Source organism: Streptomyces sp. SAI-170 (assembly GCF_049739565.1).
Lineage (GTDB): Bacteria > Actinomycetota > Actinomycetes > Streptomycetales > Streptomycetaceae > Streptomyces.
Genome location: NZ_JBMGQD010000001.1, coordinates 6,699,650 through 6,712,151, shown reverse-complemented (window position 1 = coordinate 6,712,151; position 12,502 = coordinate 6,699,650). Strand labels below are relative to the sequence as shown.

At 72.0% G+C, this 12,502-nt stretch carries 12 protein-coding genes; 4 read left to right on the top strand and 8 right to left on the bottom strand.

The features are described 5' to 3' along the window. Positions 1–4: 4 nt before the first annotated feature. Positions 5–598 carry a TetR/AcrR family transcriptional regulator gene (locus RKD23_RS30165; protein ID WP_404042779.1) on the bottom strand — a complete coding sequence of 198 codons (594 nt, stop codon included), beginning with the start codon at positions 596–598 and terminating at the stop codon, positions 5–7. 85 nt (positions 599–683) lie between these two features. Further along, positions 684–1,448, bottom strand: coding sequence for an SDR family oxidoreductase (locus RKD23_RS30160; protein WP_424856561.1), 765 nt, complete (start codon positions 1,446–1,448; stop codon positions 684–686). 202 nt (positions 1,449–1,650) lie between these two features. On the opposite strand from RKD23_RS30160, the gene RKD23_RS30155 reads away from it, so the two are divergent. Next, entirely contained in the window at positions 1,651–2,901 is a 1,251-nt protein-coding gene (locus RKD23_RS30155; protein WP_424856560.1) for an exo-beta-N-acetylmuramidase NamZ family protein, read from the top strand. A gap of 229 nt (positions 2,902–3,130) precedes the next feature. On the opposite strand, the gene RKD23_RS30150 is transcribed toward RKD23_RS30155, so the two are convergent. Beyond that, positions 3,131–5,917, bottom strand: a complete 2,787-nt coding sequence (locus RKD23_RS30150; protein ID WP_424856559.1) for a penicillin acylase family protein — start codon at positions 5,915–5,917, stop codon at positions 3,131–3,133. A 268-nt stretch (positions 5,918–6,185) separates the two neighbouring features. Between RKD23_RS30150 and RKD23_RS30145 the strand changes: the two genes are divergently transcribed. Beyond that, positions 6,186–6,788 carry a hypothetical protein gene (locus RKD23_RS30145; RefSeq protein ID WP_424856558.1) on the top strand — a complete coding sequence of 201 codons (603 nt, stop codon included), beginning with the start codon at positions 6,186–6,188 and terminating at the stop codon, positions 6,786–6,788. 541 nt (positions 6,789–7,329) lie between these two features. On the opposite strand, the gene RKD23_RS30140 is transcribed toward RKD23_RS30145, so the two are convergent. Both RKD23_RS30140 and soxR read right to left on the bottom strand, forming a co-directional pair. Further along, positions 7,330–8,064: a hypothetical protein gene (locus RKD23_RS30140; RefSeq protein WP_424856557.1), complete on the bottom strand. Its 735-nt coding sequence runs from the start codon at positions 8,062–8,064 to the stop codon at positions 7,330–7,332. A 375-nt stretch (positions 8,065–8,439) separates the two neighbouring features. Continuing rightward, the gene (soxR, locus tag RKD23_RS30135) at positions 8,440–8,961 is read right to left on the bottom strand and encodes a redox-sensitive transcriptional activator SoxR (RefSeq protein ID WP_424856556.1); all 522 of its coding nucleotides are present in this window, start codon (positions 8,959–8,961) and stop codon (positions 8,440–8,442) included. A gap of 134 nt (positions 8,962–9,095) precedes the next feature. Between soxR and RKD23_RS30130 the strand changes: the two genes are divergently transcribed. Then, positions 9,096–9,557, top strand: a complete 462-nt coding sequence (locus RKD23_RS30130; RefSeq protein WP_404042772.1) for a MaoC family dehydratase — start codon at positions 9,096–9,098, stop codon at positions 9,555–9,557. 23 nt (positions 9,558–9,580) lie between these two features. Here the strand turns inward: RKD23_RS30130 and RKD23_RS30125 are convergent, their stop codons facing one another. The 3 genes from RKD23_RS30125 to RKD23_RS30115 all read right to left on the bottom strand — a co-directional run bounded on the left by RKD23_RS30125 (position 9,581) and on the right by RKD23_RS30115 (position 11,769). After that, positions 9,581–10,207 (bottom strand): TetR/AcrR family transcriptional regulator, encoded by a 627-nt coding sequence (locus RKD23_RS30125; RefSeq protein ID WP_424856555.1) that lies wholly within the window; start codon positions 10,205–10,207, stop codon positions 9,581–9,583. 94 nt (positions 10,208–10,301) lie between these two features. After that, positions 10,302–10,547 (bottom strand): YiaA/YiaB family inner membrane protein, encoded by a 246-nt coding sequence (locus RKD23_RS30120; RefSeq protein WP_404042770.1) that lies wholly within the window; start codon positions 10,545–10,547, stop codon positions 10,302–10,304. 70 nt (positions 10,548–10,617) lie between these two features. Beyond that, entirely contained in the window at positions 10,618–11,769 is a 1,152-nt protein-coding gene (locus tag RKD23_RS30115; RefSeq protein WP_424858370.1) for an acyl-CoA dehydrogenase family protein, read from the bottom strand. A 90-nt stretch (positions 11,770–11,859) separates the two neighbouring features. Here RKD23_RS30115 and RKD23_RS30110 point away from each other — a divergent pair, with 90 nt between their 5' ends. Continuing rightward, a complete protein-coding gene (locus tag RKD23_RS30110; protein WP_424856554.1) occupies positions 11,860–12,501 on the top strand; it encodes a TetR/AcrR family transcriptional regulator in 642 nt (213 codons plus the stop codon). Position 12,502: the final 1 nt, after the last annotated feature.

Below are 12,502 nucleotides of genomic sequence, written 5' to 3'. Positions count from 1 at the left end.
GGATTCACGGGCGCAGTGCGCGCAGCAGCAGGTCGGCAAGGTGGTCGGCGACCTCCTGCGGGGTCATCGGGCCGTCCGGGCGGTACCACGTGGACAGGTGGTGGACGGAGCCGAAGTGGTAGTCGACCACCAGGTCGGCCGGGGTGGCCTTGGAGAAGACGCCCGCCTGCTGGCCCTCCTCGATCAGCGCGCGGAAGCGTTCGTGGTAGCGCCGGCGCTCGGAGCGCACCTGCTTGTTCTTCTCCGGGCTGAGGTGGTGCATCGACCGGAAGAAGATCGACGCGTCGTCGAGGTTCTCGATCGTCGTGACGACGACGTCGGCCGCGGCGCCCCGCAGGCGCTTGTCGACCGGCTCGTCGGCGTTGGCGAAGAAGTCGAGGCGTTCCTGCTGGAGGCGCAGCACGCGCGCGTACACCTCGTGCAGGAGGTCGTCCTTGGAGCCGAAGTAGTGGTAGAGCGCGCCCTTGGTGACGCCGGCCGCCTCCACGATCTCCTGGACGGAGGTGCGGTCGTACCCCTGCTCGGCGAAGAGGCGGGTGGCGGCGGCCAGGAGCCGCTGCGGCACAGGCGTGCCGTCCCCGTCCGTCGTCCTGGCCACTGCGCCACCTGCCCTTCCGTTCGTTGCTTCCCGGTTTGCCTGGGGCGGGAAGCGGTTCCTGACGGGAGATCTTCCCACGGACCGCTCAGGAGCCGGACTCCCATGCCCGCTGGACCTTGTTCATCCCGCCCAGCCAGCGGTCGGGGTCCGCGGCCCGGGCCTGGTAGTAGCCCGCCGCCTCGGGGTGCGGCAGGATCAGGAAGCGGTTGTCCGCCATGCCCTTGAACAGGGCCTCGGCCACGTCGTCCGGTTCGATCGCGGTCGGCACGAGCACCAGGTCGCCTGCGCTGCCGGTGGCGTCGAGCATGTCGGTACGCACGCCCTGGGGGCAGATGGCGTGGACCTTCAGACCTCGGTGGCGGTAGGTCAGCGAGAGCCACTCGGCGAAGGCGTAGGCCCCGTGCTTGGTGACGCTGTAGGGGGCGGCGCCGATCATGGTGAGGAGGCCCGCGGCGGAGACGGTGGAGACGAAACGGCCCTCGCCGCGCTCGAGCCAGTCCGGGAGCAGGGCGCGGGCCGCGCGGACGTGGGCCATGACGTTGACGTCCCAGGCGAGCGCCCACACGTCCTCGCTCGCGGCCTCGGAACCGCCCGAGCCGACCCCGGCGTTGGCGCAGTAGACGTCGACGGTGCCGCCGAGGGCGTCACGGGCGTCCTCGACGATCGCGGAGGCGTCGCCGGGCACCGCGATGCCGCCGATCTCCGCGGCCACGGCCTCGGCCTTGGCGGCGTCGAGGTCGTTGACGACGACCCGGGCGCCCTCGGCGGCGAAGCGGCGGGCGAGCGCGGCTCCGATGCCGCCTCCCGCCCCGGTGACGACCACTCGGGCATCCTGCACGGCTTCCACCATCGGTCTCCTTATGCAACGGCGTCGACATGGCGACACCCCGACTGCGGCACGCGGCTCTGCGCAGCGACAGACTAACCAGTCGGTATGTCGTGAGGAAAGGGCGGCTTCCGCGGGACGCCTGCGGTCCGCCTCGTTCCCCGCGGGCCGGGCCCGCGCTAGCGTGCGTGGGCATGACACCCGCTGGAATCACGGAGGTCGCCGCATGAAGCTGTCCCGACGAAGCCTGCTCGCCACGACGGCCGCGGTCGCCGCGACGACGGCGGCGACGACCACCCCCGCCGCGGCGGCTCCGCCCGGCGGCGGACGGCGGCTGCGGACCGGGTTCGAGCGGCTGGCCGCGGACGGCTACGCCCTGCTGGACGGGCAGAAGGTCGGCGTCGTCACCAACCCGACCGGGATCACCCGGGACGCACGCCACATCGTCGACGTCATGCACGCCGACACGCGCGTGAACGTCACGGCCGTCTTCGGCCCCGAGCACGGCTTCCGCGGCACCGCCCAGGCCGGCGGCTCCGAGGGCCGCTACGACGACCCCGCGACCGGGCTGCCGGTCTACGACACCTACCTCAAGAGCGGACAGCCGCTGGCCGACGTCTTCACCGCCTCCGGCGTGGACACGGTCGTCTTCGACATCCAGGACGTGGGCGCGCGCTTCTACACGTACATCTGGACGCTCTACGACTGCATGGACGCGGCCCGGCTCGCGGGGAAACGGTTCGTCGTCCTGGACCGACCCAATCCGGTGAGCGGGCGGTCCGCCGAAGGGCCCGTGCTGCACAAGGAGTTCGCGACGTTCGTCGGACGGCAGCCGATCTCGCAGGCGCACGGGATGACGGTGGCGGAGCTGGCGCTGCTGTTCAACGGCGAGTTCCTCACCGCGCCCGTGCCGCTGGAGACCGTGCGGACGACCGGCTGGCGGCGCACGGAGTTCCACGACGACTCCGGCCTGCCCTGGGTGCCGCCGAGCCCCAACATGCCGACGCCCGACACCGCGCTGGTGTACTCGGGGACGTGCCTGTTCGAGGGCACCAACCTCTCCGAGGGGCGCGGCACGACCCGGCCGTTCGAACTGCTCGGCGCGGAGGGCCTGGACGGGCGCTGGGCCGCCGCCGCGAACGAACTCGCCCTGCCGGGCGTGCGGTTCCGGGAGGCGTACTTCGCGCCCACCTTCTCCAAGTTCCAGGGCAGGACCGTCGGCGGCGTGCAGATCCACGTCCACGACCGCGCGGCCTACGACCCCGTCCGCACCGGGATCGCGCTGCTGGTGACCGCCAAGCGGGCCTGGAGCGGCTTCGCCTGGCGCGCCGACAACTGGATCGACAAGCTCACCGGGTCCACCTGGGTGCGCACCGCGATCGACTCGGGCGCGGGCGTCGACGAGGTGGTGGCGGGCTGGCAGGAGGAACTCGCGGCGTTCCGGCGGGTGCGGCAGGAGTATCTGCTGTACCGCTGACGTGACGGGGCGCCGGGCCGAATCGGGTGACCGCACGGTCATGTGGCTGGCCGGCGGGCCCACCCGACGACCCGCACGGCCGTGGCCGCGCAGCGGGCACACCCGGCCACCCACCCAGCACGCGGCCGCCGGCCGGCGGGCACCCGATCCGCCACCCGGCCCGCCGCCCGGCGGCGGGTCGCGGCCGGTGGCGGCCCATCGCCGGGCGTTCAGGGGTGTGCGGTCGGGGTCAGCGGTGGGACGTGAACTCGACGACCTGCTGGTACGTCGGGCGGTTCTGCCAGCCGATCTTGCCGTGTTTGATGCCGCCGAGCGTGCGGTGGACGATCGCGTCGGCGCACCACTGGTCGCCGGCAGCGCACTGGTCGTCGCCGGGGTAGACCTGGGCCGCCGTCCGGCCTGCCGCCTCCTTGAGGGTGGTCAGGAGCGCGTCCCGGCAGGTGCCGAGGCTGCCGCCGCCGCAGTACTCGCGTGCCAGGGGTCCCGTGACCGGCTTGTCCAGGACCGCGCGGATGTCCTTGTCGACATAGCTCCACCAGCCGTACTGGAAGGAGCTTCCCGCGTGGGCGCCGGTCGGCCCGTGGGCGGCGGAGGGTGACTCGTCGACGGGCAGGTTGGCGGTCATGGCGGTGTACAGCTCGGCGCCCAGGCCGGGTGCGAACTCGGCCTTCACCAGCAGCGGCCACCAGGCGTCGAGGATGCGGATCGCCTCGGCGTGCGCGTACGTCTTCGAGCCCGCCGAGGTCTCCGTGCGCCGGCCGCCCGCCGACAGCCACGCCTGGAGCTTGGTGACGGCCGCGGCGGCCGCCGGGTCGGACACCGGCGTGCTGGTGATCGCTTCGAGCAGGCCGGGCAGGACGTCCTCGGCGCGCAGGTCGGTGAGTGCGGCCTCGGCCATCGCCTTCACCAGTGCGGTACGGGTCACGCCGCCCGCGGCGACCAGCCGCCGGACCCGGTCGTCGAGGAGGTCGCCGCGGTGCACGGAGCCCTCGCCCCAGGGCGCGGCCGCGTATCCCTCGGCCTGCTTGTTGTTCCAGGAGATGTAGTAGTCCTGGTCGACCGAGTTGGGATGGGCGGAGGCCGGGGTGTAGGTGGCGGTGTTGGCCGTCGGGTCCCAGCCCTGCCACTCGTAGGCCTGGCGTGCCCAGACGGGGAACTCGGCGTCCACGTCCGTGGCCCGTACGGGGTTGTCGCCGCTGTTGTAGTACGCGGTGTGCTCGGAGTCGGCGTAGAACCAGTTGAACGTGTAGTTGATGTGCTGCACCGCGCTTTGGAACGAGGCGGGATCTTTCACGTGGCCCGGATCGTTCAGCATCTGGAAGCCGATGATGGAGTCGGCCTCGTGCAGGAAGGAGGTGCGCAGGGTGGTGTAGGCGACTTTCTTGCCGCCCACGGTCGCGCGGTACTCGACAGGGCCGTACTTCGTGCGCCAGACCCGCATGGTGTACGAACCGGCCGGGGTGCTGTCGGCGGTGGTGGGCTGCCAGGCGTTCTTGCGCTCGACCTTCTCCATCGGGGTGCAGGTGCCGCGGTAGAGGTAGTGGTGGTCGTCCTGGCACAGCTCGACGGCGTAGGTGTCGATGATGTCCTGGCCCGAGGTGGTGGCGCTCCAGGCGTAGTCCTGGCCGCGGCCCAGTTCGACGTACATGCTCAGGCCCGCGAAGGAGGCGCCGCGGGCGCTCAGGCCCGGGCCCTGGATCTCCTGCAGCATCAGCAACTGGGGTGCGAAGTAGCCGGTCTGAGGGCCGAACACGGCGATGGGGTGTCCGCCGGCGGTGTGCTCGCCGCTGACGACAAGGGCGTTGGACATGCCGCGCCGGGCAGAGCTGACGGCCTCCCGTGCGGCGTTCGTGGAGGCGTTCGCGGCGCTGCTGCCGGACGCGCTGCCGGTGCGGTCGTACACGAGGGGCTCGCGGACCACGGAGCCGGCGTCGGGCAGTGCGCGGCCCTGCGGGGTGGTGAGCCGGCCGGCGTAGGGGAAGCTGCCGTCGTGGACGGTGAGCACGGCCTCGGGGTCGTTGCGCATCCGGAACGACTCCCACACCTCGGTGCCCTCGGCGACGCCGTAGCGTTGCTGGGCGGCGAGCAGGGACAGGGCGTTGTTCACCTCGCCGCCGCCTCCCGAGCCGAACAGGGCGCCGATGACGGAGGCCAGGGCGACCAGGTCGGTGGGCTTGAAGTGCTCGATGGTGCCGGCGTTGGTGACCGAGTCCTTGTGGCCGGTCAGGACGTACTCGCCGGGGAAGTAGCGGCCGCTGTCGGAGGCGTCGATATAGGCGTTGACGCCGTCGATGTAGGCGGTCACGTCGGCCATGGCCTGGCGGCCGCGCTCGCCGTTGCGGGCGACGGCGTCGTCGATCTGGGCCTGGAGTTCGGCCTCGGTGTAGGGGGCATTGCGCCAGAACTCCTGCTCCAGGCCCTGGTTGGCGGGGGCGCCGCCCGCGAAGGAGGTCAACTGGCCGCGTCCGACGTGCCGGAAGACGTCCATCAGCCAAAGCCGGTCCTCGGCCGCCGCGTACCCGGCACCGAACTCGGTGCCGTAGCGGGTGGTGCCGGTGATGTGCGGGACGCCGGTCTTCTTGTCGCGGACGATCGTGACGTCGGTGCGTCCTGCGGGCCGGACGGTGGAGGCGACCTGGTCGGCGGGGACGCCGAAGGACGCGTCGTTGAAGAAGGTGCTGAGGGTCGCCTCGGTGAGGGCGGGGTAGCCGGTGGCGAGCTTGGCGTAGGGGCCGAGCTGGTCGGAGGCGTGCGCGGGCATGCTGCCGAAGGCCTGGTTGAGCAGGATCTGGGCGAGGGTGGCGTTGCCGTTCTGGCCGGGCGGCAGGATGTCCGAGCAGTGTCCGCCGCAATGGTCGGCGGCGGCGGCCTCAGCCGTGGGGGCGGCGGCCGCCGGGGCGAGCGGAGACAAAAGACCGGCAATGAGAGTGCATACGGATGCCGTCTTCAGGAACCCGGGGAGGGCGCCGGGAGTTCTCATTCTGTCGAGCAGGTTGCGTGGGGTGAGCCGTGGCATGGCTGCTCCTACCGACGGGACGGGGGCCGGACGTTACCGGCGGTATCCCCGGGTTCGAAGATGAACATGCGTCAGATTTACGAGCCGGGTGGAGCCGGACGGGGGTCGTGATTGCGACAAGGCGGAGTCGGAGCGGGTTTCGAAGGGAGCCGAACGGGGTGTGCACACGTCTATTCGGAGACGTTCGTACGACGGCCCGTACGGCGGCCCGTACGACGACGCCGAAGTGACCGAAGTACAGGTGCAGGTGTGACGGAGGTGCAGGGCGATGGCCGGATTCCGGAGTCTCGCGAGACAGGTGCGCGATCCGCGGTGCGATCTGGCGCTACGGCGCTACTCGCTGCGTAAGTGCCTTGAGCGGTTCGCACCCTACGGACACAGGGCGACCTGGGACCATCTGTGCCTCCGGGCCGGTTTCGGTCCGGAGGACAGGTCCCCCGACCCGGCGCGGCTCGTGGCCGCGCTGGAGGAGCTGGAGGAGGCGCGGTCGGTGTGGCTGGCCTATGAGGTCGACTTCGCCGAGCGCCGCAAGAAGGAGAAGCACGACGGGCTGCGCCGGCCGGGCAGCGTGGACGACTGGCACCGGCTGACCTGGGGCGGTTTCGGTGTCGCCTGGTGCGACGACCCGCGCGTCCACCCGCGCGAGCCGCTCGCCGAGGTGCTCCGGCGGCTGATCGCCGCGCTGGAGCGCGAACCGGGGGTCTCGTGCCCGGTGTGCGACGGCGAGCGACTGGTGTGGAAGGACGGCCTGTCCCACGAGCCGTCCTCCGGCCCGGTCTGCGTGGAGTGCGGCATCCTCGTCCCCCGGCCCGTGCTGACCCCTGAGGCGCTGGCCGGCGCGATGCGGGGACGCCTGCTGGTGTCGGCCTGAGACCAGCCGGGCCGACCGAGGCCGGGCACGGCTACGGGGGCAACGGGGGCGGGCCCGCGGGGCGCGACCGGGGGTCGAGAGCAGGGTCACCGCGACCACGGGGTGGCAACGGGGGAGCACGGTCACCGCGGCCACGGGTGGCGACGGGGGAGCACGGTCGCCGCGACGGGGTGACAACGGGGGAGCTTGGGGTGCGGCCAGAGCCCACGGGGGCGCCCGGGCTCAGGCGGTCGCTCCTTCGACCGAGGGGCGCTCGCGCGGCCAGTGGCGGCGAGGTGTGACCCGGAGCACGGTCACCACGGCCACGGGGGCAACGGATGAGCTGAGGGGTGTGGCCGAAGGCCCACGGGGGGCACCCGCGCTCGGACCGTCGCCCAGGCGACCGAGGGGCGCCCTCTCAGCCACGGGGCCGCCGGAGGTGGAGGGCACCGCTGCCGCGAGCCTGCGGGCAGGAGTTGAGGGTGCGGACAGGGGCCCGCGGGGGCGTCCGCGTCCATCCCGTCGCTCGGCGGTCGCTCAACCGGCCGAGGGGCGTTCGCGCTCAGTCCGGGACCGGGACGGTCTCCCAGTACGGGTGGGCCCAGCGCTCGTCGTACGGCAGGACGAGTAGTTCGGCGCGGGTGGCGAGGTCCGGCTCGCCCTGGGCGCGCAGGCGGGCGGCACCGGGGCCGGACAGCCAGGCACGCAGGTCGGTGAGGCCGCGCTCGGCGGTGTCGTCGTACCACCAGGAGAAGGGGGAGCAGTCGGAGAGGAGTTCGTAGAGCCAGAGGTCGGCGCAGCGCGCCAAGTGGGCGTCGGGGACCGGGCCGTGGGGCCAGGCGTCCAGGAAGGGCATGACGGTGCGGGCGATCGTGACGCAGGTGTCGAAGACGTCCTCGATGCCGTACGGCGGTTCGGGCGTGGCCACGGAGTCCTGCCACCAGGCGTGCAGGAACGCGTCCACGGCGGCCACCTGCTCGGCCGGCCACGAGCGCCACCGCACGCGGGTCATTCCGTGGCCGCCCAGGGCGAGGGCGGAGAGACTGCCCTCGGCCATCGCCCGCGCGCCCTGCGGAAGAAGCCTGCGCATCGCCGTCGCGTGGTCGTCGAAGTGGTCGGGCACCTCGAAGAGGAACATGCCCAGCGAGTCCAGGGGCAGCGGCACGGAGGGCGTGCGCAGGTACGCGATCTCGTTCTCGCCGTGGCAGTAGCCGCAGCCGCTCTCCTGGGGGTTGGCGAAGCCGTGGAAGACCGCGTCGATGTCGGCGAGGGCCCTGGCGAGGGCGGCTGAGGTCATCGGGATTCGTCCCGTCAGGACTCCGTGCGCGACCCGTGGCCGGCCGAAGATCGCGACGCTACCAGCCTGTCGGGTACCTCGCCAGCGGTGAGGCCGCCGGGGCGGAGCCGAGGACCACCGCGGGGGCTGCGCCCCGCCACGGTCATTGCCGGGCGGGGTGACTCCGGACGAAACGGGTTCCTAGCAGCACTGGTCCTGCTGTGCGGTCATACGCGCTACCTCGGAGCAGCGGGCGTCAGGGCCCGCCCGGGCATTCCGACATCAGCCGGAGCCGGCGAAACGGCGAGGTCTGCGGGGCCGAGCCCAGGACTACCCCGAGGGGCGCGCCCCGCCGCGGTCGACGCCGGGCGGGGCGATTCCCGGTGAGACGGGCTCCTAGCAGCACTGGTCCTGCTGTGCGGTCGCACGCGCCGGCTCGGAGCGGCGGGGGCGGGGGCCGCCGGGGCGTTCGGACATCAGGCGGGAGCCGGTGAGGCGGTCGCCGAAGGCGTCGTCGGGGTTGGACAGGGCGCAGGTGTCCAGGGAGAGACAGCCGCAGCCGATGCAGTCGGTGAGATGGTCGCGCAGCCGGTTGAGCTGCGTGATCCGCTCGTCCAGCTCGGAGCGCCAGGCCTCGGACAGCCGCGCCCAGTCCTCGCGGGTGGGGGTGCGTTCCTCGGGGAGTTCGGCGAGGGCGTCCCTGATCGTGGCCAGCGGGATGCCGACCCGCTGGGCGGCCCGGACGAAGGCGACGCGGCGCAGCGCGTCACGGGTGTAACGGCGCTGGTTGCCCGCGGTGCGGCGGCTGCTGATCAGGCCCTTGGACTCGTAGAAGTGCAGGGCGGAGACGGCGGCGCCGCTGCGCGCGGCGAGCTGGCCGACCGTGAGCTCGTGGATCTTCTCGGGAATCTGGGGCACCCCTCGAAGCCTACAGAGAACTCCCGGGTGCCCAGGAGGCGGACCGTCCGTTGACAGGCGCCCCCGACACCACCATGCTAAGCAGTTGCTTAGACATGGTGACCGTGTGATGCACAGGGAAGGCCGGGGACGACATGGCAGAGCCGAGGATCTTCACGTCCGTCGAGGAGCTGAAGGCGGCGGTGGGCGAACAGCTCGGGTACACCGACTGGGTCGAGATCGACCAGAAGCGGATCGATCAGTTCGCCGAGGCCACCGGCGACCACCAGTGGATCCACGTCGATCCGGAGAAGGCCGCCGCGGGCCCGTTCGGCACGACCATCGCGCACGGCTACCTCACGCTGTCGCTGCTGCCGCTGTTCGGGCCGCAGCTGATCGGCGTCGAGGGCGTGAAGATGGGCGTCAACTACGGCACCAACAAGGTCCGTTTCCCCGCGCCCGTTCCGGTCGGCTCCCGGCTGCGCGCCACCGCGACGATCAGTGGCGTCGAGGACGTCGCGGGCGGCGTGCAGGTGACCACCGCCTTCGTCGTGGAGCGCGAGGGCGGCGACAAGCCGGTGTGCGTGGCCGAGTCGGTGGCCCGCTACTACCTCTGAGCGGGACCACCCCTGGCGGGGCCCTACTTGCCCGCGCCCACCATCCGCAGCACGAGGTCGGCGTACAGCGCGCCGACCTCGTCGGGGGTGCGCGGGCCGTCCACGTTGAACCAGCGGGCCACGTCGATGCACAGGGAGAGCACGGCGAGGGTGGTGCCGTGGACGTCGAGCACGTCGAACTCGCCGGACGTCACACCGTCCTGGATGATGCCGCGCACCTCGCCGTCGACCTGGCGGCGCAGGGCGAGGATCTCGGCGCGCGCGTCGGGGCCGAGCGAGTCCAGTTCGTACTGCACGACCCGGGCGGTCGTACGGCCGCCCGCGTGCCAGCGGACGAAGGAGCTGACGGCGTCGGCGAGCCGCTCGGTGGCGGTGCCCTCACGGCCGGACGCGGTGCGCAGGATCTCCAGGGCCTTCTCGTGGCCGATCCGGCTGATCCGGTGGAGCAGCTCTTCCTTGGTCTTGTAGTGGATGTAGAGCGCGGCCGGGCTCATGCCCGCGCGGCCGGCGATGTCGCGGGTGGTCGTGGCGTGATAACCGCGCTCGGCGAAGGCCTCCACCGCGGCCACGAGCAGTCGCCGGGCCGCGTCGGGCGTGACCTCGTCCCACGCCTGCGGCTCGCCGCCGGTCGTCTCCTCCGCCGTACTCATCGCTGGTTCGCCCCTCTCGCTGACAGGGACACCACCATACCCCTGTGGGTGAGCGGGCGCTTAGAGCAGCCGGTCGACGCTGCGCCGAACGGATTCAGAGCCGCTCGAGCGGATGGTAGGACCGGCGCTCGGCATCCTGCCGGTCCCGGATCACCTTGGCCAGGGTGAAGGCGGAGGTGACGAGGTACAGCACGGCGATCGCCAGGAAGGCCCGCACCCAGGCGTCGGCCTCCAGCTTGAAGATGCCGACGGCGGTGGCGGCCATGGCGACGGCGAAGGAGGCGACGGCCTGGCCGTAGAAGGCGGCTGTGTTCTGCGGCTTGTCCGCTGTGTCACTCATGGGCACGAGCATCGGCCACCGTGGCCCGCGCCACATCCGCTCAACTACTCAGGCCGGTACTCAGAACGCCTCAGAACGCCGAAACCCCCGTCAGCGCACGGCCGATGAGCAGCTTCTGGATCTGGCTGGTGCCTTCGTAGAGGGTCATCACCCGTGCGTCGCGCAGGAGTTTGCCGGCCGGGTACTCGTCGATGTAGCCGTAGCCGCCGAAGACCTGCAGGGCGTTGTTGGCGGCGCGTACGGCGGCCTCGGAGGCGAACAGCTTGGCCTTGGAGGACTCCACGGCGAAGGGCTGCCCGCGGTCGATCAGGTCGGCGACCCGCCAGGTCAGCAGCCGGGCCGCGTCGACGTCGAGGGCGATGTCGCTGATCAGCTCCTGCACCAGCTGGTGCTGGGCGATGGGCTTGCCGAACTGCTCGCGCTCCTGGGCGTAGCGCACGGCCGCGTCCAGGGCGGCCTGGGCGATGCCGACGCAGCCGGCCGCCACCGACATCCGGCCCTTGGCGAGCGCCGACATGGCGACGGAGAAGCCCTTGCCCTCCTCGCCGAGCATCGCGGAGGCGGGCACGCGGACGTCCTCGAGGACGAGTTCGGCGGTGGCCTGGCCGCGCAGGCCGAGCTTGCCGTGGACCGTACGGCGGGTCAGGCCGGGGGTGTCGGTGGGGACGAGGAAGGCGGTCACGCCCTTGTGGCCGGGGGCGTCGGTGGAGCGGGCGAACAGCACGACGACGTCGGCCCAGGTGCCGTTGGTGATGAACATCTTGGTGCCGTTGATGACGTAGTCGCCGCCGTCGCGGACCGCGCGGGTGGTGAGGTTGCCGGCGTCGGAGCCGGTGCCCGGTTCGGTCAGGCCGAAGCAGCCGACGTACTCGCCGGAGGTCAGCCCCGGCAGCCAGTGACGTTTCTGCTCCTCGGTCCCCCACGCGGCGATCGTCTTGGCGGCCAGGCCCAGGGAGACGGAGACGATGCCGCGCACGGAGGAGTCGCCGCGGCCCAGCTCCTCGGTGACCAGGCAGTACGCGAGGTGGTCGCCGCCGGAGCCGCCGTACTCCTCGTCGATGGTCAGGCCGAGGAAGCCGACCTCGCCGAGCTTCTTCACGATGCCGCGGTCGACCTCCTCGGCGCGGTCCCAGGCGACCACGTGCGGGGCGATCTCGCGCTCCACGAAGTCCCGGGCCAGCTGCCTGACGGCGGTCTGCTCCTCGCTGAGCGCCAGGTTCACCACGCGATCACCCCACAGAGAAAGGACCTTGAAAGCTGCACATTTAAATTAGCACCGCTAGTTTCCTGGTGCAGCCCTACTATGTGCGCCATGGCCCGACCGCGCAAGCCCCTGCTGAGCACCGACCGCATCGTCGACGCGGCGCGGGAACTCGTCGACACGGAGGGCCTGGCGGCCGTCTCCACGCGCCGGCTGGCCGCGGAGCTGGGGGTGAGCGGGCCCTCGCTCTACAACCACTTCCGGACCAAGGACGAGATCCTGGAGGCCGTCGCCGACTCGGTGAGCGCCCAGGTCGACCTGTCGATGTTCGAGGACGGCCGGAACTGGCGGACCGCGCTGCACGACTGGGCCGTCTCCTACCGGGCCGCCCTGCGCGACCACCCCAACATCGTCCCGGTCCTCGCCCGCGGCCCCGGCCGCCGCCCGGCCGCGCTGCGGCTCGCCGACGCGGTCTACGGCGCGATGGTCGAGGCGGGCTGGCCGCCGCCGCAGGCCACCTCCATCGGGGCGCTGATGCGGTACTTCATCATGGGCTCCGCGCTCGGCTCCTTCGCGGGCGGCTTCGTGGACGACGAGAGCGCCTACGACCCCGCCGACTACCCCCACCTCGGGCAGGCCCATCTGCTCTCCGAGCTCCAGGAGAAGATCGACGAGCGGGCCTTCGAGACGGGACTGACCGCGCTGCTCGACGGGCTGGAGCGGCAGTACGAGCAGGTGGCGGGGGCCGTCTGAT